The organism is Kitasatospora sp. GAS204B (assembly GCF_029892155.1).
Lineage (GTDB): Bacteria > Actinomycetota > Actinomycetes > Streptomycetales > Streptomycetaceae > Kitasatospora.
In genome coordinates, this window is record NZ_JARZAG010000001.1 from 284,694 (window position 1) to 306,713 (window position 22,020).

Below are 22,020 nucleotides of genomic sequence, written 5' to 3' on the forward strand. Positions count from 1 at the left end.
CGTCTCAGCGTGCCCGGCGCTCCGCGAGCCGCTCCCGCAGGCGGGCGTGGCGGAACTGGTAGACCGGGCCGACCTGCCGCAGCACGCCGAGGCGGTGGGCATCAGCCAGGAACTTCGACAGGCGCCAGGGGAGGCGGCCGCTGAGGGCGTGGTGGAGGTGGGCGTGGCGGTAGGCGAACCACGATGTGCGGACCAGCCCGATCGCCGCGCCCAGCACGCCGGCCTCGATCGCCAGTACGGACATCCCGACCCATGCGTCTGACCACGTCAGCGACATGCCTGCGCCCACGACGACGAAGAAGAGCGCGCAGCCGACTGCCGACAGCAGACCGACCCCGAGGGCGGGTCGCACCGCGCTCCGTCGGCCGCGTGCCAGCGCGCTTGCTGGATCGGCCAGTTCCTCCCGCCTGATCGGCGCGGTCAGCAGGTTGAACAGCCACTGGATCGCGACGGTACCGACGAGTGCCGCGAAGGACGCCAGCGGGAAGAGGTTCGGCACCGGCCCTGACCGGTGCTGCGTCCAGCGGACGAACGAGATGCCGTTTGCCGCCGCCCAGAGCAGCCAGCAGCACAGCAGAAGCGCAGCCCAAGGCCGGCGCAGCAGCGCGCCGAGCACGGCGGGGCCCGGTCGTTCGGTGGTCCGGATCACCGCCGGCCTGATGGCACTTCCGCGAGCCCCGGCAGCCCCGGCGCATCCGCCGACCGAGAAGCCGAGGACGCCGCCGCCGAACAGCAGAGCACTCCAGGGCAGGACCTGGTACGGCTGGCCGATCGCGAGGAGGTCCGCTGCCAGCAGCGGGATGGCGAGCAGCCAGGTGGCTGCCCCGGTCAGCAGCGCCCGCCGCCACGAGGAAACCCGCTGATGCAGCTGCCACCACGAGAGGTCATCCGAGTGGCGGACCGTCAGATCGGTGGCCAGGAAGCCCAGCCAGCGCTCGGCGCGATCGAGCGCCCAGCGGCGTCGCCGCGCTGCCGGTTGTGCCGGCGCTGCCGGCACATCGGTGAAGACGCTTGGGAGGAGGCCGTCGAGTAGATGGTTCTCCAGCTCGCGGACCTCGGTGAAGGACAGCAGATGCGCCGGGTCCGGGTGGCCGGCGCCATGTACCGCGCGGATCAGGCCGAGCATCAGGGGGTTGGCCGAGACGGTCAGCAGTGGCCCGGACAGCTCGCCCGCCAGTACCGCGAAGACCGGCTGCCATGGCCCGTGTCGCTGTGGTGGCACCACCGCCTCCAGGTAGGCGAGTGCGTCCTGCGGCATCACTGGCTGCGCCCGCACCACCGCGGCGGACCGCAGCACGCCGCCGGTGTAGTCGGCAGCACGGCAGGTCAGGATCAGCGGGGCGGTACCCGCCGCACCCTTGTGCAGCCGATCAAGTGCGGCGGCCCGGCGCGGTGGTGACATCTCGTCGAGCCCGTCCAGCACCGGCGTGATCAGCTGGGCGTCGAGCAGCAGCTGTCGTTGCGCCTTGGGGTAGTCCTCGGCCAGCCGGGCTGCCAGCCAGGCCTGGAAGTGTTCTCGCAGCGGATCCCAGGAGCCCAGTGAGAGCAGCACCGGCACCGGGTCGTCGGCCGTCCGGTCCGCCAGCAGGCGCAGCGTCAGCAGCACCGCCACGCTCGACTTGCCCGAACCGGCCTCGCCGAGCAGGACCAACCGCTGCTTCGGCAGTGCCAGGAACGCCGCCGCGAACGCGGCCAGGTCGCCCGCCTGCGCCTGCTCGACCTGCCCGGCCAGACGCACGTGGTCGCCGTACTCGTGGTGGGCGTCGACCCAGCGAGTGGACAGCGGAGCTGGGTCGAGCAGTCCGCGCAGGCCGGCCTCGCGTGACCACTGGAGATGGACCATCCGCGCGAATCGGCGGGCGGCCTGCTCCTCTTCGGTGAGCGGCGCGGCGACGTAGGTGATCGGCCCGGTGATGCTGCCGGCCTGCACCACGAACTCGGCCCGGCCGTGGAACTCGTTGTGCACGTTCTGCGCCACGGTGTCACCCCCGCTGCAGCACGCGGGTCGCCCCCGTCACCGCCGTGGTCGCCAGCAGCCAGCCGGTCATCACCAGGCCCGCGCTCAGCCACTGGCTGAAACCGGCCGGTGCCCAGCCGTCCTGGCCCAGGTTGACGATCGGCAGCACCAGGCTGGCCGAGTACAACGCGGCGTTCCAGTGCGGGTGTTCGTCCAGCTTGGCAGGCGGCGGCTGGTGGCCGGCGAACCAGAGGGTGCCCAGCAGCCAGGCGGCCAGCAGCCAGGCCGCCGCGCGGCGCGGGCGGTAGCCGTAGCCCACCGTGATGTCCTGGAAGCGGCACCAGAGTCGGCCCAGCAGGGGCAGGTTCTGGGTGCGGCGGTGCTGCTTGGCGTACTGCACCTCGCGGGCGTCCTCGTCGAGGCCGTCGCGGCGCAGGGCGGCGGCCAACTGCTCGTAGGGCTCGGGGTGGTAGGCGTCCAGTGCGTGGTCCAGCCAGTTGACCCGCTGGGCGACGGTGAAGGCGCTGCCCTCCGGTGGGCGCAGGTACTCGTAGGCGAAGCCGGTCAGCCGGACCTTGTGGTTGGTCGGCCAGGCGCTGGGGGAGTCGACCAGATTGCCGATCCGGGCCCGGGAGAGAGCGACGGTGCCGGTAGGCGGGGTCGGGCAGGTGAAGCGCAGTTCGGGGGTCTGGATCCGGCGTAGCGAGAGTTCCTGGCCGTCCGCCAGGTGGAACTCGGCGTTGGCGATCAGGCAGGCGGACTCGAAGCGGGCGTCCTCCAGGCGGACCCCGCCGAAGGCGCGGAACGGCACGCTGAGGCTGCCGAGGGCGGCCGCCTCGCCGAATCCGTGGCCGTACATGTCACCGGGCGCGCTGCCCTGCGCCATGGGCGTCCCGGCGAGAGCCTCGGCCTCGGGTCGTGGCCCCGGGACTCCCGGAGCGGTCTCCGCCACCTCCTCCGCGCGCGGGTCCGAACTCTGCGCGCGGTAGAACGGCCCCGGGTCGGCGTTGCGCAGGCTGTAGAGCACCCCCTGCACTGCGAGCGGGTGGGCGCTGGGGTGCGGTCGGATCGGCCCGGCGGGCAGCCAGCCGCTCAGGTAGCAGGTGCTGCCGACGTTGATCCGGGCCGCGTTGAGGCAGTTGCTCTGCCCGGGGCGGGCGCGCAGCTCGGCGCCGCGCAGCGAGAGCCGGCCGCCGATCTTGGCGGTGCGCAGGCTCAGGTCGCCGTAGGTGATCAGCCGGTCGGCCTCGAAGTCCTGATGGACCGTCATGCCGTCGGCCGAGAAGGCGTGTTGGTACTGGTCGCAGCCCGCCATGAGGTAGTTGACGATCAGGTCGGTGCCGATCTGCGCGTCCGTCAGCCGCACCCCGAACGGCACCACGCAGCGGGCCAGCACCAGATCGCCGGCGGTGGTCAGCCGGGAGCCGTCCAGCCGGGGCAGCCAGCAGCCGTCGAAGCGCACCGTGCCCGCCTGGGCCTCGGAGAGCAGCACGCCGGTGTCGAAGCGGCAGGCGCGCAGTTCGAGGAAGTCGGTGATCCGCCCGCCGGCGAGGTCCAGGCGCCCGGTGACCAGCGCGCCGGTGAGCTTGAGGCCGCGCACCGTGCCGGGTATGGCGGCCGGGCCGGCGAGCAGCAGCAGCGCCAGCACCTCGGCCCGTACGGTCCGCTCCGGGCCCCAGCCGGCCGGTGAGGCCGGATCGTCCGCGTGCCGGTCGCCGACCGACAGGTCGTAGACCTCGCCACGCCGGAAGGCTTCCCATAACCGCTGCTCGACCGGGTTCCAGTCGGCCGGCGCCGCCTGCGTTCCCGAGTTCCCCGTGCTCCCCATGTTCCCCGCCATCCCCGCGTCCCCTGCTGTTCCCTGCCCCTGGACGCCGCGCAGCGGACGTCTCAGCGTTCGTATCACGGACTGATATGTGGGGCCACCCATTCCGGCCACTCCTTACACTGGGCCGTGTGATCTCTCGAATCGACCTGCGCGGCTCCACCAGCGACCCGCGTGACCTGCTGCCCCGTGCCGAGTTCGACGTGGAAGCCGCCCTGGAGACGGTGCGGCCGATCTGCGAGGACGTACGCCATCGCGGGGTCGCGGCGCTGATCGAGATCACCGAGCGCTTCGACGGCGTCACGCTGGCGACCACCCGGGTGCCCGAGGCGGCGATCACCGCCGCCCTGACCGCCCTGGACCCGAAGGTCCGCGCGGCCCTGGAGGAGTCGATCCGCCGGGCCCGCCTGGTCCACCGTGAGCAGCGCCGCACCGACCACACCACCCAGGTGGTGCCCGGCGGCACGGTCAGCGAGCGGTGGGTGCCGGTGGACCGGGTCGGCCTCTACGTGCCGGGCGGGCTGGCCGTCTACCCGTCCTCCGTTGTGATGAACGTGGTGCCCGCCCAGGAGGCTGGCGTCCAGGGCATCGCGGTCACCTCGCCGCCGCAGAAGGACCACGGCGGCCAGGTGCACCCGACCATCCTGGCGGCCTGCGCGCTGCTCGGCGTCACCGAGGTGTACGCGGTCGGCGGCGCCCAGGCGATCGCGATGTTCGCCTACGGCACCGAGGAGTGCGCGCCGGTCAACCTGGTCACCGGCCCGGGCAACATCTACGTGGCGGCCGCCAAGCGCCTGCTCAAGGGCCGGATCGGCATCGACGCCGAGGCCGGACCGACCGAGATCGCCGTGCTGGCCGACGACAGCGCGGTGCCCGCCGAGGTGGCCGCCGACCTGATCAGCCAGGCCGAGCACGACCCGATGGCCGCCTCGGTGCTGGTCACCGACTCCCTCGCGCTGGCCGACGCGGTCGACGTCGAGCTGGCCAAGCAGGTGGCCGAGACCAAGCACCGCGAGCGGGTCACCACCGCGCTGACCGGCCGGCAGTCCGGCACCGTGCTGGTGGACGACCTGGCGCAGGGCCTGGTCGTGGTGAACGCCTACGCCGCCGAGCACCTGGAGATCCAGACCCGGGACGCGGCCGCCGTCGCCGCCCGGGTGCGCAACGCGGGCGCGATCTTCGTCGGCCGGTTCGCGCCGGTCTCGCTGGGCGACTACGCGGCCGGTTCCAACCACGTGCTGCCCACCGGCGGCTGCGCCTGCCACTCCTCGGGCCTGTCCGTGCAGTCCTTCCTGCGCGGCATCCACGTGATCGACTACAGCCGCGAGGCGCTGGCGGACGTCGCCGCGCACGTGGTGAACCTCGCCAACGCCGAGGACCTGCCCGGCCACGGCGATGCCATCCGCGCCCGCTTCGACTGGACGGTGCCGAACTCTTGAAGATCGACGACCTGCCCGTCCGTGACGAGCTGCGCGGACAGTCGCCCTACGGCGCCCCGCAGCTGGACGTCCCGGTCCAGCTGAACACCAACGAGAACCCGTACCAGCTGCCCGAGCCGCTGGTGGCCCGGATCGCCGAGCGGGTCGCCGACGCCGCCCGCAGCCTCAACCGCTACCCGGACCGGGACGCGGTCGAGCTGCGCACCGAGCTGGCCCGCTACCTGACCCGCACCACCGGGCACCCGCTGGAGCTCGGCCAGGTCTGGGCGGCCAACGGCTCCAACGAGGTCATCCAGCAGCTGCTGCAGACCTTCGGCGGCCCGGGCCGCAGCGCGCTCGGCTTCGAGCCGTCCTACCAGATGCACGAGCTGATCTCCCGGGGCACCGGCACCCGCTGGATCGCCGGTCCGCGCAACGCCGACTTCACCATCGACGTGGACGCGGCGATCGCGGCACTCGCCGAGCACCGCCCCGACGTGCTCTTCATCTGCTCGCCGAACAACCCGACCGGCACCGCCGTGGAGCGCGACACCGTGCTCGCGCTCCACGACGCCGCGCAGGCGGTCAAGCCGACCGTGGTGATCGTGGACGAGGCCTACGTCGAGTTCTCGCACCGCGCCTCGCTGCTGCCGCTGATCGAGGGCCGCCCGCTGCTGGTGGTCACCCGGACCATGTCCAAGGCCTTCGGCGCAGCCGGCCTGCGCCTGGGCTACCTGGCCGCCGACCGGGCCGTGGTGGACGCCGTGCAACTGGTCCGGCTGCCCTACCACCTCTCGGCCGTCACCCAGGCGACCGCGCTGGCCTGCCTGGAGCACACCGACACGCTGCTCGGCTACGTCCAGAAGCTCAAGGGCGAGCGCGACCGGCTGGTCGAGGCGCTGCGCGCGCTGGGCCTGACCGTCACCGACTCGGACTCGAACTTCATCCAGTTCGGGACCTTCGAGGACCAGCGCGCCGTCTGGCGGGCGATCCTCGACCGCGGCGTGCTGATCCGCGACAACGGCGTCCCCGGGTACCTGCGCGTCACGGCCGGCACCCCCGCCGAGAACGACGCCTTCCTGGACGCCGTCCGCACCGTCACCAAGGAACTGTCACCAAGGAGCTGTAAGAACTGATGTCCCGCATCGGGCGCGTTGAGCGCACCACGAAGGAGACCACGGTCCTGGTCGAGATCGATCTCGACGGCACCGGCCAGACCGACATCTCCACGGGCGTCGGGTTCTACGACCACATGCTCGACCAGCTCGGCCGCCACGGCCTCTTCGACCTCACCGTGAAGACCGAGGGCGACCTGCACATCGACACCCACCACACCATCGAGGACACCGCCCTCGCGCTGGGTGCCGCCTTCAAGCAGGCGCTCGGCGACAAGACCGGCATCTACCGGTTCGGCAACTGCACCGTCCCGCTGGACGAGTCGCTGGCCCAGGTGACCGTCGACCTCTCCGGTCGCCCGTACCTGGTGCACACCGAGCCCGAGAACATGGCGCCGATGATCGGCAGCTACGACGTGACGATGACCCGGCACATCCTGGAGTCCTTCGTCGCCCAGGCGCAGATAGCCCTGCACGTGCACGTCCCGTACGGGCGCAACGCGCACCACATCGTGGAGTGCCAGTTCAAGGCGCTGGCCCGGGCGTTGCGCTACGCCTCGGAGTTCGACCCGCGGGCGAAGGCGGCCGGCATCCTCCCCTCGACGAAGGGCGCGCTGTGAACACGGCCACCGTGCTGATCGTCGTGGGGCTGTTCCTGGCCGGCGGCGTGTACTCGTTCTGGAAGCAGAAGCTGCCCAAGGGCGTCGTCTTCCTGCTCGCCATCAGCTCGGCGTTCTGCCTGGCCGCCGGCGTCCTGCGCCTCTAGACCCTGGAGCTGTCCCCGATATGGGCAAGAACGTCGTGGTCCTCGACTACGGATCAGGAAACCTCCGCTCCGCGCAGCGGGCCGTCGAGCGCACCGGCGCCACCGTCACGGTGACCTCCGACTTCCAGCAGGCACTGGACGCGGACGGCCTGCTGGTGCCCGGCGTCGGCGCCTTCGAGGCGTGCATGCGCGGGCTGAAGGCGGTGCGCGGCGAGCAGATCATCGGGCGCCGGCTGGCCGGTGGCCGTCCGGTGCTGGGCATCTGCGTGGGCATGCAGATCCTCTTCGAGCGCGGGGTCGAGCACGGGGTGGAGACGGCGGGTTGCGACGAGTGGCCCGGCACGGTCGAGCCGCTGGACGCGCCGATCATCCCGCACATGGGCTGGAACACGGTCTCCTGGCCCGAGCGCAGCCGGCTCTTCGCCGGCCTCGACCAGGACAGCCGGTTCTACTTCGTGCACTCCTACGGGGTGCGGCGCTGGGAGCTGGAGATCACCAACGAGAAGATCAACGCCCCGCTGGTCAGCTGGACCACCCACGGGCAGCCGTTCGTCGCGGCGGTCGAGAACGGCCCGCTCTGGGCCACCCAGTTCCACCCCGAGAAGTCCGGCGACGCCGGTGCCGCCCTGCTGACCAACTGGGTCAACACCCTCTAGTTCCACGAAGGTTGTACGTAAATGAGCCGCCTCGAACTGCTCCCCGCCGTCGACGTCCGTGACGGTCAGGCCGTGCGCCTGGTCAAGGGCGCCTCCGGCACCGAGACCTCCTTCGGCGAGCCGCTGGCCGCCGCGCTGGCCTGGCAGAGCGCCGGCGCCGAATGGCTGCACCTGGTCGACCTGGACGCCGCCTTCGGCACCGGCGACAACCGCGAGCTGCTGCGCGAGGTCACCGGGCGCCTGGACATCAAGGTCGAACTCTCCGGCGGCATCCGCGACGACGCCTCGCTCGCCGCCGCCCTGGCCACCGGCTGCACCCGGGTCAACCTGGGCACCGCCGCGCTGGAGAGCCCCGAGTGGGTGGCCAAGGTGATCGCCGAGCACGGCGACAAGATCGCGGTCGGCCTGGACGTGGTCGGCACCACGCTGCGCGGCCGTGGCTGGACCAAGGACGGCGGCGAGCTGTACGAGGTGCTGGCCCGCCTGGACGCCGAGGGCTGCGCCCGCTACGTGGTCACCGACGTCAACCGGGACGGCACCCTGACCGGCCCCAACCTGCAGCTGCTGCACGACGTCTGCGCCCGCACCGACCGGCCCGTGGTCGCCTCCGGCGGCGTCTCCTCGCTGGACGACCTGCGCGCCATCGCCACCCTGGTGCCCGAAGGTGTCGAGGGCTCGATTGTGGGCAAGGCCCTCTACGAGCAGAAGTTCACCCTTGAGCAGGCCCTGGAGGCTGTGTCCTAGTGACGGATCGTCAGATCGTGCGCGGCAGGGTCTTCGGCTCCCTTCCCTGGGAGGAGGACTTCGGCTGCGCCCGGGCCGTCGCGGTCGGCGACCAGGTGTACGTCGCCGGCTGCACCGCCTGGGTGGACGGGCAGATCGAGCGCGAGGGCGACCCCTTCACGCAGACCCTGAGCGCCTTCGGGATCGGCCTCGAAGCCCTTGCCGCGTACGGCCTGACGGCGGACCACGTGGTCCGCACCCGGATGTACATCAGCCATCTGCGCGACGTCGACGAGGTCGGCCGCGCGCACAAGCAGCTCTTCGACGCGGTCCGCCCGGTGGCCACCATGGTGGTGGTCGACGGGCTGATCGACTCCCGGATGCTGGTCGAGGTCGAACTCGACGCCTACCGCGCCGGATTGGCGCAGACCCTGGAAGGACAGCAGTGACGCTCGCGGTACGTGTGATCCCCTGCCTGGACGTGGACGCGGGCCGGGTGGTCAAGGGCGTCAACTTCCAGAACCTGCGCGACGCCGGCGACCCGGTGGAGCTGGCCCGGGCCTACGACGCCCAGGGCGCCGACGAGTTGACCTTCCTGGACATCACCGCCTCGTCCGGCGACCGGGAGACCACCTACGACGTGGTGCGCCGCACCGCCGAGCAGGTCTTCATCCCGCTCACCGTGGGCGGCGGCATCCGGTCCGTCGAGGACGTCGACAAGCTGCTGCGGGCCGGCGCCGACAAGGTCGGCGTCAACACCGCCGCGATCGCGCGGCCCGAGCTGATCCGCGAGATCGCCGAGCGCTTCGGCCGCCAGGTGCTGGTCCTCTCGGTGGACGCCCGCCGGGTCCAGCCCGGCACCGAGACCGCTTCGGGCTTCGAGGTGACCACCCACGGCGGGCGGCGTGGCACGGGCCTGGACGCGGTCGAATGGGCCGAGCGCGCCGCCGAGTTGGGCGCCGGCGAGATCCTGCTCAACTCGATGGACGCGGACGGCACCAAGGACGGCTACGACCTGGCGATGATCCACGCGGTGCGCGAGCGGGTCGCCGTCCCGGTGATCGCCTCCGGCGGCGCCGGCAAGCTCGCCGACTTCGCCCCGGCGGTCGCCGCGGGCGCGGACGCGGTGCTGGCCGCCTCCGTCTTCCACTTCGGCGACCTGCTCATCGGCGACGTGAAGGACGCGCTGCGCGAGGCCGGGCACCCGGTCCGGTAGTGGCCGGTCTCAGTTCTTCAGCGGCGCCGTGAGCTTCGGCCCGCCCTGCGCGCGGGAGGCGGCCAGCAGGCAGGTCGCGTCCCGGTAGCCCTGCTGGTAGTACGTCAGCGACGGTTCCAACTGCAAGGGGTACCACGTCCCGCCGCCCTGCTTCGCCTCCCAGGCGGCCGCCACCGGCTGGCAGGCCTTCACCAGGGCGAGGCCGAGCTGGCTCTCCTTGGTGAGCCCGTCGGGCAGCGTCGGGTTGCCGATCGCCTCCGCGTCGTGCGGCTGGTCGCACGCGCGGGCCTGCGACACGGTGATCACGGGGCTCAACTGCGGGTCGTCCAGGCAGCCGCCGACCGGGTACCAGGGGTACGGCAGCTGCTTGCTGGGGCTGGGCGAGGGGGACGGCGAGGGGCTGGGAGACGGGGACGCGGAGGGCGCGGGCGGTGGCGCGGCGGCCGAGTGCTTGCCACCGGGCCACAGCAGCGCCGCCGTCACCGCGCCGGCGGTGAGCAGCAGCACGACGGCGAGCGTGAGCAACGGGCCGGTGCGGCGTGCGGGCTGGGTCATGCGCACCAGAATCCCGCAGTGCGGTACGCCTCGTGGCCCAGTTGCCACAACTGCCGTCCGAAAGATCGTCGGGGTTCCCCGTCGGCGCCCGGTGCCTGCGACAATGTCCGCATGTCATCCGTACCGCCGTCCGTCCCCGCCGTCCCCGGCAGCACCGCCCTCGACCCGGCCGTCGCGGCCCGCCTCAAGCGCACCGAGGACGGCCTGCTGCCCGCCATCGCCCAGCAGCACGACACCGGCGAGGTGCTGATGCTCGGCTGGATGGACGACGAGGCCCTGCACCGCACCCTGACCACCGGGCGCTGCACCTACTGGAGCCGCAGCCGCCGGGAGTACTGGGTGAAGGGCGACACCTCCGGACACTTCCAGCACGTGAAGTCGGTGGCGCTGGACTGCGACGGGGACACCTTGCTGGTCCGGGTCGACCAGGTCGGCGCCGCCTGCCACACCGGCGCCCGGACCTGCTTCGACGAAGACGTGCTGCTGCCCCGCTGACCGCACTCCCGCCAACCCCTGAGAGATCGGTGCCCGCCTGATGGACCTCGAAGCCTTCCGCAAGCTCGCCGTCGACACCCGGGTCATCCCGGTCACCCGAAGGCTCCTGGCGGACGGCCTCACGCCGATCGGCCTCTACCGCTCGCTGGCGGGCGAGCGGCCCGGCACCTTCCTGCTGGAGTCGGCCGAGCAGGGCCGCAGTTGGTCGCGCTACTCGTTCGTCGGGGTGCGCGGCGCGGCCACCTTGACCGTCGGCCCGGACGGCGGGGCCCGCTGGCTGGGCAACCCCCCGGTCGGCATCCCGCGCACCGGCGACCCGCTGGAGGTGCTGCGGGCCACCCTGGCCGCCCTGCACACCCCCCGGCACCTCGACGACGGCCTGCCGCCGCTCACCGGCGGCCTGGTCGGCTACCTCGGCTACGACATCGTCCGCCGCCTGGAGAAGCTGCCCGACCTCAACCCGGACGACCTGCGGCTGCCCGAGCTCACCATGATGCTCGCCACCGACCTGGCGGTGCTCGACCACGTGGACGGCAGCGTGCTGCTGATCGCCAACGCGGTCAACCACAACGACCTGGCCAGCGGCGCCGACGAGGCCTACGCGGACGCGGTGGCCCGGCTCGACGCGATGGAGGCGGAGCTGGCCAAGCCGGTCGATCCGGGCCTGGCCACCTTCACCCCCACCGCGGCTGACGCCGTGTCACCGTTCGGCGGGGCGCCGTTCCGGGCCGCCGTCGAGCAGGTCAAGGAGCGGATCCGGGCCGGCGAGGCCTTCCAGGTGGTCCCCTCGCAGCGCTTCGAGGCGCCCTGCCCCGCCTCCGCGCTCGACGTCTACCGCGTGCTGCGCACCACCAACCCCAGCCCGTACATGTACCTGTTCCGGTTCCCCGGCCCGGACGGCGAGGCCGAGGGCGGCTTCGACGTGGTCGGCTCCAGCCCGGAGGCGCTGGTCAAGGTGACGCAGGGCCAGGCGATGGTGCACCCGATCGCCGGCACCCGGCACCGCGGCGCCACCCCGCAGGAGGACGCCGAGCTGGCCGCCGAGCTGCTCGCCGACCCCAAGGAGCGGGCCGAGCACCTGATGCTGGTGGACCTCGGCCGCAACGACCTGGGCCGGGTCTGCACCCCGGGCAGCGTCGAGGTGGTCGACTTCATGTCGGTCGAGCGCTACAGCCACGTGATGCACATCGTCTCCACCGTCACCGGCGAGGTCGCCGCCGGCCGCACCGCCTTCGACGTGCTCACCGCCTGCTTCCCGGCCGGCACCCTCTCCGGCGCGCCCAAGCCCCGCGCGATGCGGATCATCGAGGAGCTCGAACCCACCCGCCGCGGCCTCTACGGCGGCTGCGTCGGCTACCTCGACTTCGCCGGCGACGCCGACACCGCGATCGCCATCCGCACCGCCGTGCTGCGCGACCACACCGCCTACGTCCAGGCCGGCGCGGGCGTGGTCGCCGACTCCGACCCGGCGAGCGAGGACACCGAGTGCCGCAACAAGGCCGCCGCCGTACTGCGCGCCGTCGCCACGGCCAACACGCTGCGCGCGCCGGTAGCGTGAAGGACGCCCGATCGTTGTGTCTCACAGGGAGGTGGCGGGATGACCGCGATGGCAACCGAGAGCGCCTGGGATGTGCACGAGGCTGTCGACTTCCCGCGTGGCTACCACGTCGAGATCACGGACGGGAAGATCATCATGAGGCCTCAGGGCCTGACGCAGATGAAGGTCATCTTCAAGGCGGCTCGGCAGATCGAGGACCAGCTGGCCGAGCGGGGTGACTACATCTCCGACGTCATGGTGGACTTTCCGTCCAGCCTTTACGGCTACGCACCCGACCTCGCGGTCGTCGCCCCCGGCGCGGAGCTCAACGGCCGAGGCCGTTACGAGTGGCACGACCTCGAAGCCGTCCTCGAGGTCGTCTCGAAGTCCAATCAGGACAACGACTTCGTCAAGAAGCTCGGGCTCTACGCCGAGTGCGCCATCCCGATCTACGTGGTCATCGACCCGTCCACCGCCCTCTGCACCCTGCACAGCTCTCCGCAGAGCGGCCGGTACGAGCTGAGCGAGCCCGTCCCGTTCGGCGAGGACCTCGTGCTGCCCCTCGACGGCCGCACCATCACCATCAAGACCGGCGGTTTCCCCCGCGACTGAGGACGACCCGGTGTCCGGGCGGCAGGCATCCCGGGGGATAGTGGACGGATGACTGCCACGCCCGCCCCCGCTCCCACCCGCACCGCCGCCGATCGGCGCAGCCTGGCGATGATGCTGCTGCTCACCGTGGGTGGGGCGACGCTGGTGCTGGTGGCGGTGGGGCGGACCTGGGCCGAGGGGCAGGTCAAGGGGCTCGCGGTGAGTGCGCCCGGGAGCGAGGTGTCGGGGCTGCCGCAGGCGATGGCGCTGGTCGGGCTGGCCTCGGCGGTGGCGATCTTCGCGGTGCGCGGGGTCGGGCGGTACGCGGTCGGCGTGCTGGTGACGCTGGCCGGCGTCGGAGCGGCGGTGGCGGCGGGGCTGGGGGCGACCAACAGCACGGCGGTGGACAGCGAGGCGGCGAAGAAGCTCGGGCTGCTGGGCACCTCCGCGGAGCAGGTCAGCCACACCGCCTGGCCCTGGGTGGCGCTGCTCGGCGGCCTGCTGCTGGCCGCGGCCGGGGTGCTCACGCTGCTGCGCGGGCGGGCCTGGCCGAGCATGGGCACGCGCTACGACGCCCCGGTCGCGAAGCAGCCGAAGGCGCAGCCGGCGGGCCCGCAGACGCCCGCCGATCTGTGGAAGGCGCTGGACCGGGGCGAGGACCCGACCGTGCCCGCCGTCGGGTCGCGTCAACCGTGACCGTCCTCACCCGGACCCGGCTTTGGGGCGTCGCGAGGCGTCCGCAACAATGGAGGGTGACAATCCGCCGAGGCCGGCACCGACCCCCGGTAGGACCGTAGAACCAAGGAGCACCCAGATGTCGTCGCAAGCCCACGGACACACCCCCGCCGCCTGGACCGGGTCGGCCATCGTCTTCCTCGGCTTCTGCGTCAGCGGCGCCGCGATGATCATGGCCTCGGTGCCGATCTTCTGGGTCGGGATCGCCGTCATCCTGGCCGGCGGCGTGGTCGCCAAGGCGATGTCGATGGCCGGCATGGGCAAGGTCGCGGACAACACGACGGCGACCGTCATCGCCGAGGCGCGCGCCAGGGCCGCCGCCAAGGCTGACGTCGCGGCCACGGCCGAGCCGGCCGCCGTCGCCGCCCACTGAGGCGCACCACTCACTGCCGCACCGCCCCGGACCGGGGCGCCCGCACGCACGCTGCCGGGCGCCCCGGTCCGCGTGCTTGCGGGGGCTCGCGTCGCGCCGTCCGCGCCCCCGCCGGCTGCCGTGCCGCACCGCCACCCGCGCGGGGTAGCGCGTGGCTCACCCGGACGAGGGCAGAATCAGCACCGTGACCGCCCCCAGCACCCCGGCCGGCTCCGCGCCAGTCCTGCGCCGCATCGCCCGTCCGCTCACGGCACTCGCCGCCGTCGCGCTGCCCACCCTGTACGTCTCGGCGGTGGACCCGAACGCCCCGGGCCACTATCCGACCTGCCCCTTCCTGCAGGCCACCGGCTGGTGGTGCCCGGGGTGCGGCGGGCTGCGCTGCGTGCACGCGCTGAGCCGCGGCGAGTTGACCACCGCCTGCCACGACAACCTGCTCGCCGTCGCGCTCTTCGCGGTGCTCGGGGTGTTCTGGGTGCGCTGGCTCTGGTCGGCGCTGACCGGCGGGCGGCCGCCGCATCCGGTGCTGACCCGCGGGCGGCTGGTCGTGCTGCTGCTGGTGCTGCTCGCCTTCACGGTGGTCCGCAACCTGCCGGGCGGCGCGGGGCTGGCACCGCCGCTGGTCTGAGCGGCGGCTCCACCGGCAGCCTCACCGGCGGCTGCCCGGCGGCCCGGCCAGCGGTCGAACGGCCCGTGACCTGGCCGGTAGCCGTACCGCTCCGCGAGACGCGCGCCGGGCGAATGCGCCCCGCGCGCCCCGGTGCCGATACCATCGACAGCGTCGAAGGGGGCGCGTCCGATCGGATTCGCGCCGCCGACGGCACCATCCGGCTATCAGATTCGATGGGGGCCACCCGCGCATGAGCGTGCTCGACGAGATCATCGACGGGGTCCGCGAGGACCTCGCGGAGCGGCAGGCCCGGGTCTCCCTGGACGAGCTGAAGGAACTGGCCGCCAAGGCGCCGGACGCCAAGGACGGCGTGGCCGCGCTGCGCGGCGAGGGCGTCCGGGTGATCTGCGAGGTCAAGCGCTCCAGCCCGTCCAAGGGCGCGCTGGCTGCGATCGCCGACCCGGCCGCGCTGGCCGTGGACTACTCGGCCGGCGGCGCCGCCGCGATCAGCGTGCTCACCGAGCAGCGCCGGTTCGGCGGCTCGCTCGCCGACCTGGACGCGGTCCGGGCGGCCGTGGACACCCCGCTGCTGCGCAAGGACTTCATCGTCACCGCCTACCAGCTCTGGGAGGCCCGCGCGCACGGGGCCGACCTCGCGCTGCTGATCGTGGCCGCGCTGGAGCAGCCGGCGCTCGTCTCGCTGATCGAGCGGGCCGAGTCGATCGGGCTGACCCCGCTGGTCGAGGTGCACGACGAGGAGGAGATCCGGCGCGCGGTGGACGCCGGTGCGCGGATCATCGGGGTCAACGCCCGCAACCTGAAGACCCTCGAGGTCGACCGCGACACCTTCGGCAACGTGGTGCACGCGATCCCGGACGGCATCGTCAAGGTCGCCGAGTCGGGCGTGCGCGGGCCGCACGACCTGATCGCCTACGCCAACCTGGGCGCCGACGCGGTCCTGGTCGGCGAGTCGCTGGTGACCGGCAAGGACCCGAAGGCGGCCGTCGCCGACCTGGTCGCGGCCGGCGCGCACCCGGCCCTGCGCAACAAGCAGCAGGGCTGACGCAATGGCCCTCGCCCCCCGCCTCGCCCCCGGTTGCCGCCCGCGCGGTTGCCGCGCCCCCGCGCGCCGGGTGCTCGGGCGCCGGGTGCGGTACGTGATCGGCTGCGAGCCCGGGCAGGTCCCGGGACGTCGATGGCGACGGACGATGCACGGCTGAAGCCCGTTCCCGTCCGTTCACCATCACACCAGGATTCTTCGTGTCCGAAAATCTGACAGGCCCTCAGGTCCCTGACGCCCGGGGCTACTTCGGCGCCTACGGCGGCCGTTTCATCCCCGAGGCGCTGGTCGCCGCCGTCGAGCAGGTCGCCGACGAGTACGAGAAGGCCAAGCACGACCCGGCCTTCACCGCCGAGCTCGACCTGCTGCTCAAGGACTACACCGGCCGCCCCAGCCCGCTCACCGACGTGCACCGGTTCTCCGCCGAGGCGGGCGGCGCGCGGGTGCTGCTCAAGCGCGAGGACCTCAACCACACGGGCTCGCACAAGATCAACAACGTGCTCGGCCAGGCCCTGCTCACCCGCCGGATGGGCAAGACCCGGATCATCGCGGAGACCGGCGCCGGCCAGCACGGCGTGGCCACCGCCACCGCCTGCGCGCTCTTCGGCTTCGACTGCACCATCTACATGGGCGAGGTCGACACCGAGCGCCAGGCGCTCAACGTGGCCCGGATGCGGATGCTCGGCGCCGAGGTGGTGGCCGTCAAGTCCGGCAGCCGCACCCTCAAGGACGCCATCAACGAGGCCTTCCGCGACTGGGTGGCCAACGTCGACAACACCCACTACCTGTTCGGCACGGTGGCCGGGCCGCACCCGTTCCCGGCCATGGTCCGCGACTTCCACCGGGTGATCGGCGTCGAGGCCAGGGCCCAGGTGATCGAGCGCACCGGCAAGCTGCCGGACGCCGTGGTCGCCTGCGTGGGCGGCGGCTCCAACGCGATCGGCATCTTCCACGAGTTCATCCCGGACGCCGGGGTGCGCCTGATCGGCTGCGAGGCGGCCGGCGAGGGCGTCGACACCGCGCGCCACGCGGCCACCCTGACCAAGGGCGAGCCGGGCGTGCTGCACGGCGCGCGCAGCTACGTGCTGCAGGACGAGGACGGCCAGACCATCGAGAGCCACTCGATCTCGGCGGGCCTGGACTACCCGGGCATCGGCCCCGAGCACGCCTGGCTGAAGGACACCGGGCGGGCCGAGTACCGCCCGGTCACCGACGACGAGGCGATGCTGGCGCTGCGCCTGCTGTCGCGCACCGAAGGCATCATCCCGGCCATCGAGAGCGCCCACGCGCTGGCCGGCGCGCTGGTGCTCGGCCGCGAACTCGGCCCGGACGCGACCCTCCTGGTCAACCTCTCGGGCCGCGGCGACAAGGACATGCACACCGCCGCCCAGTACTTCGGCCTCTACGACACCGCCGCCGCTGCCCAGGGGGAGACCCGATGACCTCCAAGCTCAGTGGCGTGCTCGCCGCCGCCGCGGCCGAGAACCGCGCCGCCCTGATCGGCTACCTGCCGGCCGGTTTCCCGACCGTGGACGGCGGGATCCGGGCGGTCAACGCCCTGCTGGAGGGCGGCTGCGACATCGTCGAGGTCGGCCTGCCGCACTCCGACCCGGTGCTGGACGGCCCGACCATCCAGACCGCCGACGACATCGCGCTGCGCGGCGGGGTGCGGATCAAGGACGTGCTGCGCACCGTGCAGGAGGTGTCCGGGGCGCACCCCGAGGCCGCCGTGCTGGTGATGACGTACTGGAACCCGGTGGACCGCTACGGCACCGCCCGGTTCGCCGCCGACCTGGCCGCGGCCGGGGGAGCGGGCGTCATCCTGCCCGACCTGCCGGTGGAGGAGTCCGAGGCCTGGCGCGCGGCGGCGGCCGAGCACGGTCTGGACACCGTCTTCGTGGTCGCCCCGAGCAGCCGGGACAAGCGGCTGGCCGAGGTCACGGCGGCCGGTAGCGGCTTCGTCTACGCGGCCGCGGTGATGGGCGTGACCGGCAGCCGGGCCCAGGTCGGCGAGCTGGCCGAGGACCTGGTCGCCCGCACCCGGGCCGCCACCGACCTGCCGGTCTGCGTGGGCCTGGGCGTCTCCACCGCCGCGCAGGCGGCGCAGGTGGCCGGCTTCGCCGACGGCGTGATCGTCGGATCGGCCTTCGTCCAGCGGATCCTGGACGCGGACGGCGACGAGCGGCTTGCGCTCGCGGCGGTCCGCGAGCTGGCCGCCGACCTCGCCGAGGGCGTGCGCCGGCGCTGAGTCACCGCATCGCCCGGCCCTGCTGACGGCCCGTCATCTCCTCGGAGGTGGCGGGCCGTTCTGCCCTCCTGTCCGCGTCCAGCCCGTACGGGTGAATCCGCACGGCCTGACGTGTCATCGGTTTGCCCGAGGCGTTGCACCGGATGCGACTTTGGGAACGGTTCTGCCCGTTGCCGTTCGTGCACTCCGCAGCAACCGCGATGACCTACCCGTGATCCACCGGAGGGAGCGCCGCCGTGACCGGTCTGCATCGTGGTGTCCTGCTCAGGGCAGCCGCCGCCGCGTTGGTGCTGGCCGGCGCCTTCGGCGGGGAGCATGTGGTGGGCCATGCGCTGGCCAAGCGCGGCGCCGAGTTGGCGGCCCGTCAGCACCACGCGGATCAGGCCTCGCACGATCCCGGGCGGGTCGGTCCCGGACAGATCGTCAAAAGGGACAGATAGCTCATCATCCCTCTTTCGGGTGACTCGGTCATTTGTGCAGCAATTGGAGTAAACAGCGTCAATCCCCTACGGTTCATCAGGTAGCTCCCGCAGGCGCGGTGCGCCGGGCGGCGGATGTCTGAGAAGGGGGTGGCGCGGGTGGCCGAGAGCGAGTCGGTGCTGCGACGCCGGGCCACGGGCTCGGCCTTCGAGTGGCTCAGTACTGCGGTGCGGCTGGGCCTCGCGGTGGTCTGGGGCTGGGCGGGGCTCGCCAAGATCTCCGATCCGGCGGTCGCGGCCCAGGCCGTGCGGGCCTACCGGATCCTGCCCGAGTCGCTGGTCAAGCCGGTCGGATACGGCCTGCCGTTCCTGGAGTTGGCGCTCGCGGTGCTGCTGCTGATCGGCCTCGCGGTGCGGGTGGCCGCGGTGATCTCGGTGGTCCTGCTGCTCGTCTTCATCGCGGGCATCGCCTCGACCTGGGCCCGCGGCATCTCGGTCGACTGCGGCTGCTTCGGCGGCGGCGGGGCGGTGGCCGCCTCGCAGACCCAGTACCTGCAGGAGATCCTGCGCGACATCGGCTTCCTGCTGATGGCGCTCTGGCTGGTGTTCCGGCCGCGCACCAAGGCGTCGGTGGACGCCTGGCTCTCGTTGTGAGCCCCCACCTCCGGTGACCCCGGCCCTCCCCTGACAGCGGCCCCCTGACCCCGGCCCTCTCCTGATAGCGGCACCGATTTCTCCTGGAAGCCTGGAAGCAGAGACATGAGCGAGAAGAACCGAGACGGCAAGCGCACGGCCCGCGAGCGGATGAAGGAGGAGCGGGTCGCCCGGGAGGCCAAGGACGCCCGCAAGAAGAAGCTGCTGGTGGTCGGCGCCGTGCTGGTGGTCCTGGCGGGGGCCGCCGGCATCGGCTTCGCGGTGCAGAGCGGCCGGTCCAGCTCGGACACCCCGAAGGCGGCGCCAGCGGGTGCGATCGGCCCCAAGAACCTGGTGATCCCCGACGGCCCGGCCAACGCCCCCTCGACGCTCGTCGTCTACGAGGACCCGCGGTGCCCCGCCTGCGGCGCCTTCGAGCGTGAATTCGCGCCCACCATCGACCAGTTGCAGGACCAGGGCAAGCTGTACAACAACTACCACATCGTCTCGTTCATCGACCGGCACGACGGCGGCAAGGGCTCCAAGAACGGCGCCAACGCGCTCGCCTGCGCCCAGGACGCGGGCTACTTCCGCGCCTACCACGACGTGCTCTACAAGAACCAGCCGGATGAGACGGTGGACTCCTGGAAGGACAAGTCCAAGCTGATCGACCTGGCCAAGCAGGTCCCGGGTCTGGACTCGCCGACCTTCGAGGCCTGCGTCAACACCAACAAGTACGGCAGCTGGGTCTCGGCGGTCGAGCAGGACTTCGACAAGTCCGGCTACACCTCGACGCCGACCGTGCTGCTCAACGGCAAGTCGATCTACCCCAAGAACGGCTCCGAGGACATCACTCCGGACAACCTGGTGAAGTGGGTCAACGAGGCCAACCAGGGCAAGCCGCTGGGCACCACCGGCAGCGCCTCGGCCAGCCCGGCGCCGAGCAGCACGGCCGCCGAGACCGACCCGAACCAGGCGCCGACCAGCTGAGCGGTGGCCCATCGCCCTCCCGGCGGTGCTCGCCGAGTGCCGCCGGGAGGGGGCTGTTTCGAAACCGGAACCGCTGCTGGTACCGACCCGAGGCCGGCGCGCGGTAGCGTCGGAAGCGCTATGGAACTCGCCTACATCCCCAGCCCGTCCCGGGGCGTCCTGTACCTCGGACCGGTCCCGCTGCGCGCGTACGCCTTCTGCATCATCATCGGTGTCGCCGTCGCGGTCTGGCTCGGCAGCAGGCGCTGGGTCGCCCGCGGCGGCGCCAGGCACACGGTGGGCGACATCGCCGTCTGGGCGGTGCCGTTCGGCCTGGTCGGCGGCCGGCTCTACCACGTGATCACCGATCACCAGCTGTACTTCGGTGCGGGGCAGAACCCGTGGAACGCCTTCAAGATCTGGGAGGGCGGCCTCGGCATCTGGGGCGCGATCGCGCTCGGCGCGGTCGGCGCCTGGATCGGCTGCCGCCGCCGGGGCGTGCCGCTGCCCGCGTACGCCGACGCCATCGCACCGGGCATCGCGCTCGCCCAGGCCTGCGGCCGGTGGGGCAACTGGTTCAACCAGGAGCTGTACGGCAGGCCGACCTCGCTGCCCTGGGGCCTGCACATCCACAAGGTCAACCCGGACGGCACGGTCACCGACGGGATCTTCCAGCCGACCTTCCTCTACGAGTCGATCTGGTGCGTCGGCGTGGCGTTCCTGGTGATCTGGGCCGACCGCAGGTACCGCCTCGGCCACGGCCGGGCCTTCGCGCTCTACGTCGCCGCCTACACGGTGGGTCGGGCCTGGATCGAGTACCTGCGGATCGACGAGGCGCACCACGTGCTGGGCCTGCGGCTCAACGACTGGACCTCGATCGTCGTCTTCGTGGGTGCGGTGACCTACCTGGTGGTGGTCGGCAGGAAGCGGCCGGGCCGGGAGGCGCCGGACTCGATCGACCCCGCCGCCGCGGTGTCCCCGGCGGTCGACGAGGAGCCGTCCGCGGCGTCCTCCGAGGACGCTGACCAGCCCGCGGCGCCCACCGAGGAGTCGCACCACAGTAGCTGACGGACCGTCAGAACGGGCCCCGGAGTGCACGCACTCCGGGGCCCGTTCGTCTGCCCAGCCGGTAAAAGCGCAGGTCAGCGAGGTAAGCCAGGGCTTGCTTGCTGGAAATGGTCAGACCGTCCGACTAGTTTCGAAGGGTGAGAAGCCCTGGGGGCCAGCCACGCTCACGGCCGTTCGCCGTGCCCGCAGGCGCCCGCAGTGGGGGAAGTCGGCAACAGGAGGGCCAGCACCATGTCCATCACCATCACCGAACCCGTCCTCGGCGAGCCGGCCCAGCCGCGGGTCCCGGCCGAGGGCCACCACCGCGATGTCAACGGCGGCTGGCTGCGTCCGGCGATCTTCGGCGCGATGGACGGGCTGGTCTCCAACTTCGCCCTGATGACCGGCGTGGTCGGCGGTGCGGCGAGCAACAGCACGGTGATCCTCACCGGCCTTGCCGGCCTGGCGGCGGGCGCCTGCTCGATGGCGGCGGGGGAGTACACCTCGGTGGCCTCGCAGCGCGAGCTGGTCCAGGCCGAGATCGAGGCCGAGCGGCTGGAGCTGCGCCGCAACCCCGAGGGCGAGCTGGTCGAGCTGGCCCAGCTCTACGTGTCGCGCGGTGTCGATCCGGAGCTGGCCCACGAGGTGGCCCGCCAGCTGACCCGCGACCCCGAGCAGGCCCTGGAGGTGCACGCCCGCGAGGAGCTGGGGGTGGACCCGCACGACCTGCCCAGCCCGCTGGTCGCCGCGCTCTCCTCGTTCGGCTGCTTCGCGCTCGGCGCGCTGCTGCCGCTGCTGCCCTACCTGCTGGGCGCCACCTCGCTGGTGCCCGCGCTGCTGCTGGCGGTGCTCGGCCTGTTCGGCTGCGGCGCCGTGGTGGCCCGGGTGACCGCCCGCAGCTGGTGGTACAGCGGACTGCGTCAGCTGGTGCTGGGCGCCTGCGCGGCCGGGGTGACCTACCTGCTCGGCTGGCTGATCGGTGGCCATGTGGGCTGACGGAGTGTCAGTCGTGTGTGGAAGATCACGCATGCTCCTGCATATTCATGCAGAATATTGACTGCGAGGCGCTGCCGAC

General features: G+C 72.4%; 25 protein-coding genes. 22 read left to right on the forward strand and 3 right to left on the reverse strand.

Annotation, left to right across the window (positions count from 1 at the left end; genetic code table 11):
• Window positions 1-4: 4 nt before the first annotated feature.
• Together P3T41_RS01355 and P3T41_RS01360 are read right to left on the reverse strand one after the other, a co-directional pair.
• Window positions 5-1,978, reverse strand: a complete 1,974-nt coding sequence (locus P3T41_RS01355) for a hypothetical protein (protein WP_280687044.1) — start codon at window positions 1,976-1,978, stop codon at window positions 5-7.
• Window positions 1,979-1,982: 4 nt separating this feature from the next.
• A complete protein-coding gene (locus P3T41_RS01360; RefSeq protein ID WP_280687045.1) occupies window positions 1,983-3,785 on the reverse strand; it encodes an oxidoreductase in 1,803 nt (600 codons plus the stop codon).
• A gap of 128 nt (window positions 3,786-3,913) precedes the next feature.
• On the opposite strand from P3T41_RS01360, the gene hisD reads away from it, so the two are divergent.
• Genes hisD through hisF form a run of 8 tightly spaced genes read left to right on the forward strand, consistent with a single transcriptional unit; the run spans window position 3,914 to window position 9,676 of the window.
• Window positions 3,914-5,221 (forward strand): histidinol dehydrogenase, encoded by a 1,308-nt coding sequence (gene hisD, locus P3T41_RS01365; protein WP_280687046.1) that lies wholly within the window; start codon window positions 3,914-3,916, stop codon window positions 5,219-5,221.
• Window positions 5,218-6,336: a histidinol-phosphate transaminase gene (locus P3T41_RS01370; RefSeq protein WP_280687047.1), complete on the forward strand. Its 1,119-nt coding sequence runs from the start codon at window positions 5,218-5,220 to the stop codon at window positions 6,334-6,336. Before hisD ends, P3T41_RS01370 begins: the two co-directional genes overlap by 4 nt.
• Window positions 6,336-6,935: an imidazoleglycerol-phosphate dehydratase HisB gene (gene hisB, locus P3T41_RS01375; RefSeq protein ID WP_280687048.1), complete on the forward strand. Its 600-nt coding sequence runs from the start codon at window positions 6,336-6,338 to the stop codon at window positions 6,933-6,935. The genes P3T41_RS01370 and hisB overlap by 1 nt, the downstream gene beginning before the upstream one ends.
• Entirely contained in the window at window positions 6,932-7,081 is a 150-nt protein-coding gene (locus tag P3T41_RS01380; protein WP_266298987.1) for a hypothetical protein, read from the forward strand. Before hisB ends, P3T41_RS01380 begins: the two co-directional genes overlap by 4 nt.
• Window positions 7,082-7,101: 20 nt before the next feature.
• Window positions 7,102-7,737, forward strand: a complete 636-nt coding sequence (gene hisH, locus P3T41_RS01385; RefSeq protein WP_280687049.1) for an imidazole glycerol phosphate synthase subunit HisH — start codon at window positions 7,102-7,104, stop codon at window positions 7,735-7,737.
• Between the two features lie 21 nt (window positions 7,738-7,758).
• Entirely contained in the window at window positions 7,759-8,481 is a 723-nt protein-coding gene (priA, locus tag P3T41_RS01390; RefSeq protein ID WP_280687050.1) for a bifunctional 1-(5-phosphoribosyl)-5-((5-phosphoribosylamino)methylideneamino)imidazole-4-carboxamide isomerase/phosphoribosylanthranilate isomerase PriA, read from the forward strand.
• Window positions 8,481-8,909, forward strand: a complete 429-nt coding sequence (locus P3T41_RS01395; protein WP_280687051.1) for a Rid family hydrolase — start codon at window positions 8,481-8,483, stop codon at window positions 8,907-8,909. Before priA ends, P3T41_RS01395 begins: the two co-directional genes overlap by 1 nt.
• Entirely contained in the window at window positions 8,906-9,676 is a 771-nt protein-coding gene (gene hisF, locus P3T41_RS01400) for an imidazole glycerol phosphate synthase subunit HisF (RefSeq protein ID WP_280687052.1), read from the forward strand. The genes P3T41_RS01395 and hisF overlap by 4 nt, the downstream gene beginning before the upstream one ends.
• A 9-nt stretch (window positions 9,677-9,685) precedes the next feature.
• Here hisF and P3T41_RS01405 read toward each other — a convergent pair whose 3' ends face one another.
• On the reverse strand, window positions 9,686-10,231 hold the full coding sequence (locus P3T41_RS01405) for a hypothetical protein (protein WP_280687053.1): 546 nt from the start codon (window positions 10,229-10,231) through the stop codon (window positions 9,686-9,688).
• A 111-nt stretch (window positions 10,232-10,342) separates the two neighbouring features.
• Here P3T41_RS01405 and hisI point away from each other — a divergent pair, with 111 nt between their 5' ends.
• The 14 genes from hisI to P3T41_RS01475 all read left to right on the forward strand — a co-directional run bounded on the left by hisI (window position 10,343) and on the right by P3T41_RS01475 (window position 21,941).
• On the forward strand, window positions 10,343-10,726 hold the full coding sequence (gene hisI, locus P3T41_RS01410) for a phosphoribosyl-AMP cyclohydrolase (RefSeq protein ID WP_280687054.1): 384 nt from the start codon (window positions 10,343-10,345) through the stop codon (window positions 10,724-10,726).
• A 40-nt stretch (window positions 10,727-10,766) separates the two neighbouring features.
• Complete coding sequence (locus P3T41_RS01415; RefSeq protein ID WP_280687055.1) at window positions 10,767-12,284, forward strand: anthranilate synthase component I; 1,518 nt, start codon at window positions 10,767-10,769, stop codon at window positions 12,282-12,284.
• 39 nt (window positions 12,285-12,323) lie between these two features.
• The gene (locus P3T41_RS01420) at window positions 12,324-12,875 is read left to right on the forward strand and encodes a Uma2 family endonuclease (protein ID WP_280687056.1); all 552 of its coding nucleotides are present in this window, start codon (window positions 12,324-12,326) and stop codon (window positions 12,873-12,875) included.
• A 48-nt stretch (window positions 12,876-12,923) separates the two neighbouring features.
• On the forward strand, window positions 12,924-13,550 hold the full coding sequence (locus tag P3T41_RS01425) for a TIGR02234 family membrane protein (RefSeq protein ID WP_280687057.1): 627 nt from the start codon (window positions 12,924-12,926) through the stop codon (window positions 13,548-13,550).
• A gap of 118 nt (window positions 13,551-13,668) precedes the next feature.
• Window positions 13,669-13,962, forward strand: a complete 294-nt coding sequence (locus tag P3T41_RS01430; protein ID WP_280687058.1) for an HGxxPAAW family protein — start codon at window positions 13,669-13,671, stop codon at window positions 13,960-13,962.
• Window positions 13,963-14,146: 184 nt separating this feature from the next.
• Entirely contained in the window at window positions 14,147-14,587 is a 441-nt protein-coding gene (locus tag P3T41_RS01435) for a DUF2752 domain-containing protein (RefSeq protein WP_280687059.1), read from the forward strand.
• Window positions 14,588-14,819: 232 nt separating this feature from the next.
• Window positions 14,820-15,632: an indole-3-glycerol phosphate synthase TrpC gene (gene trpC / locus P3T41_RS01440; protein WP_280687060.1), complete on the forward strand. Its 813-nt coding sequence runs from the start codon at window positions 14,820-14,822 to the stop codon at window positions 15,630-15,632.
• A 197-nt stretch (window positions 15,633-15,829) separates the two neighbouring features.
• The gene (trpB, locus tag P3T41_RS01445) at window positions 15,830-17,071 is read left to right on the forward strand and encodes a tryptophan synthase subunit beta (protein ID WP_280687061.1); all 1,242 of its coding nucleotides are present in this window, start codon (window positions 15,830-15,832) and stop codon (window positions 17,069-17,071) included.
• A complete protein-coding gene (gene trpA / locus P3T41_RS01450; protein ID WP_280687062.1) occupies window positions 17,068-17,877 on the forward strand; it encodes a tryptophan synthase subunit alpha in 810 nt (269 codons plus the stop codon). Before trpB ends, trpA begins: the two co-directional genes overlap by 4 nt.
• 236 nt (window positions 17,878-18,113) lie before the next feature.
• Complete coding sequence (locus P3T41_RS01455; RefSeq protein WP_280687063.1) at window positions 18,114-18,317, forward strand: hypothetical protein; 204 nt, start codon at window positions 18,114-18,116, stop codon at window positions 18,315-18,317.
• A 114-nt stretch (window positions 18,318-18,431) separates the two neighbouring features.
• The gene (locus P3T41_RS01460; protein WP_280687064.1) at window positions 18,432-18,950 is read left to right on the forward strand and encodes a MauE/DoxX family redox-associated membrane protein; all 519 of its coding nucleotides are present in this window, start codon (window positions 18,432-18,434) and stop codon (window positions 18,948-18,950) included.
• Window positions 18,951-19,055: 105 nt separating this feature from the next.
• On the forward strand, window positions 19,056-19,919 hold the full coding sequence (locus tag P3T41_RS01465) for a thioredoxin domain-containing protein (protein ID WP_280687065.1): 864 nt from the start codon (window positions 19,056-19,058) through the stop codon (window positions 19,917-19,919).
• A 120-nt stretch (window positions 19,920-20,039) separates the two neighbouring features.
• On the forward strand, window positions 20,040-20,966 hold the full coding sequence (gene lgt / locus P3T41_RS01470; protein ID WP_280687066.1) for a prolipoprotein diacylglyceryl transferase: 927 nt from the start codon (window positions 20,040-20,042) through the stop codon (window positions 20,964-20,966).
• A gap of 231 nt (window positions 20,967-21,197) precedes the next feature.
• Window positions 21,198-21,941 (forward strand): VIT1/CCC1 transporter family protein, encoded by a 744-nt coding sequence (locus tag P3T41_RS01475; protein WP_280687067.1) that lies wholly within the window; start codon window positions 21,198-21,200, stop codon window positions 21,939-21,941.
• Window positions 21,942-22,020: the final 79 nt, after the last annotated feature.

What these genes read in the sequence shown, in the direction of transcription:
- lgt (WP_280687066.1), top strand. Translation starts at nt 20,040, where the DNA reads ATGGAACTCGCCTACATCCCCAGCCCGTCCCGGGGCGTCCTGTACCTC.
- P3T41_RS01430 (WP_280687058.1), top strand. Translation starts at nt 13,669, where the DNA reads ATGTCGTCGCAAGCCCACGGACACACCCCCGCCGCCTGGACCGGGTCG.
- hisI (WP_280687054.1), top strand. Translation starts at nt 10,343, where the DNA reads ATGTCATCCGTACCGCCGTCCGTCCCCGCCGTCCCCGGCAGCACCGCC.
- hisB (WP_280687048.1), top strand. Translation starts at nt 6,336, where the DNA reads ATGTCCCGCATCGGGCGCGTTGAGCGCACCACGAAGGAGACCACGGTC.
- hisH (WP_280687049.1), top strand. Translation starts at nt 7,102, where the DNA reads ATGGGCAAGAACGTCGTGGTCCTCGACTACGGATCAGGAAACCTCCGC.
- P3T41_RS01425 (WP_280687057.1), top strand. Translation starts at nt 12,924, where the DNA reads ATGACTGCCACGCCCGCCCCCGCTCCCACCCGCACCGCCGCCGATCGG.
- P3T41_RS01405 (WP_280687053.1), bottom strand. Translation starts at nt 10,231, where the DNA reads ATGACCCAGCCCGCACGCCGCACCGGCCCGTTGCTCACGCTCGCCGTC.
- priA (WP_280687050.1), top strand. Translation starts at nt 7,759, where the DNA reads ATGAGCCGCCTCGAACTGCTCCCCGCCGTCGACGTCCGTGACGGTCAG.
- trpC (WP_280687060.1), top strand. Translation starts at nt 14,820, where the DNA reads ATGAGCGTGCTCGACGAGATCATCGACGGGGTCCGCGAGGACCTCGCG.
- P3T41_RS01360 (WP_280687045.1), bottom strand. Translation starts at nt 3,785, where the DNA reads ATGGGGAGCACGGGGAACTCGGGAACGCAGGCGGCGCCGGCCGACTGG.
- P3T41_RS01420 (WP_280687056.1), top strand. Translation starts at nt 12,324, where the DNA reads ATGACCGCGATGGCAACCGAGAGCGCCTGGGATGTGCACGAGGCTGTC.
- trpA (WP_280687062.1), top strand. Translation starts at nt 17,068, where the DNA reads ATGACCTCCAAGCTCAGTGGCGTGCTCGCCGCCGCCGCGGCCGAGAAC.
- P3T41_RS01475 (WP_280687067.1), top strand. Translation starts at nt 21,198, where the DNA reads ATGTCCATCACCATCACCGAACCCGTCCTCGGCGAGCCGGCCCAGCCG.
- P3T41_RS01415 (WP_280687055.1), top strand. Translation starts at nt 10,767, where the DNA reads ATGGACCTCGAAGCCTTCCGCAAGCTCGCCGTCGACACCCGGGTCATC.
- P3T41_RS01465 (WP_280687065.1), top strand. Translation starts at nt 19,056, where the DNA reads ATGAGCGAGAAGAACCGAGACGGCAAGCGCACGGCCCGCGAGCGGATG.
- P3T41_RS01460 (WP_280687064.1), top strand. Translation starts at nt 18,432, where the DNA reads ATGTCTGAGAAGGGGGTGGCGCGGGTGGCCGAGAGCGAGTCGGTGCTG.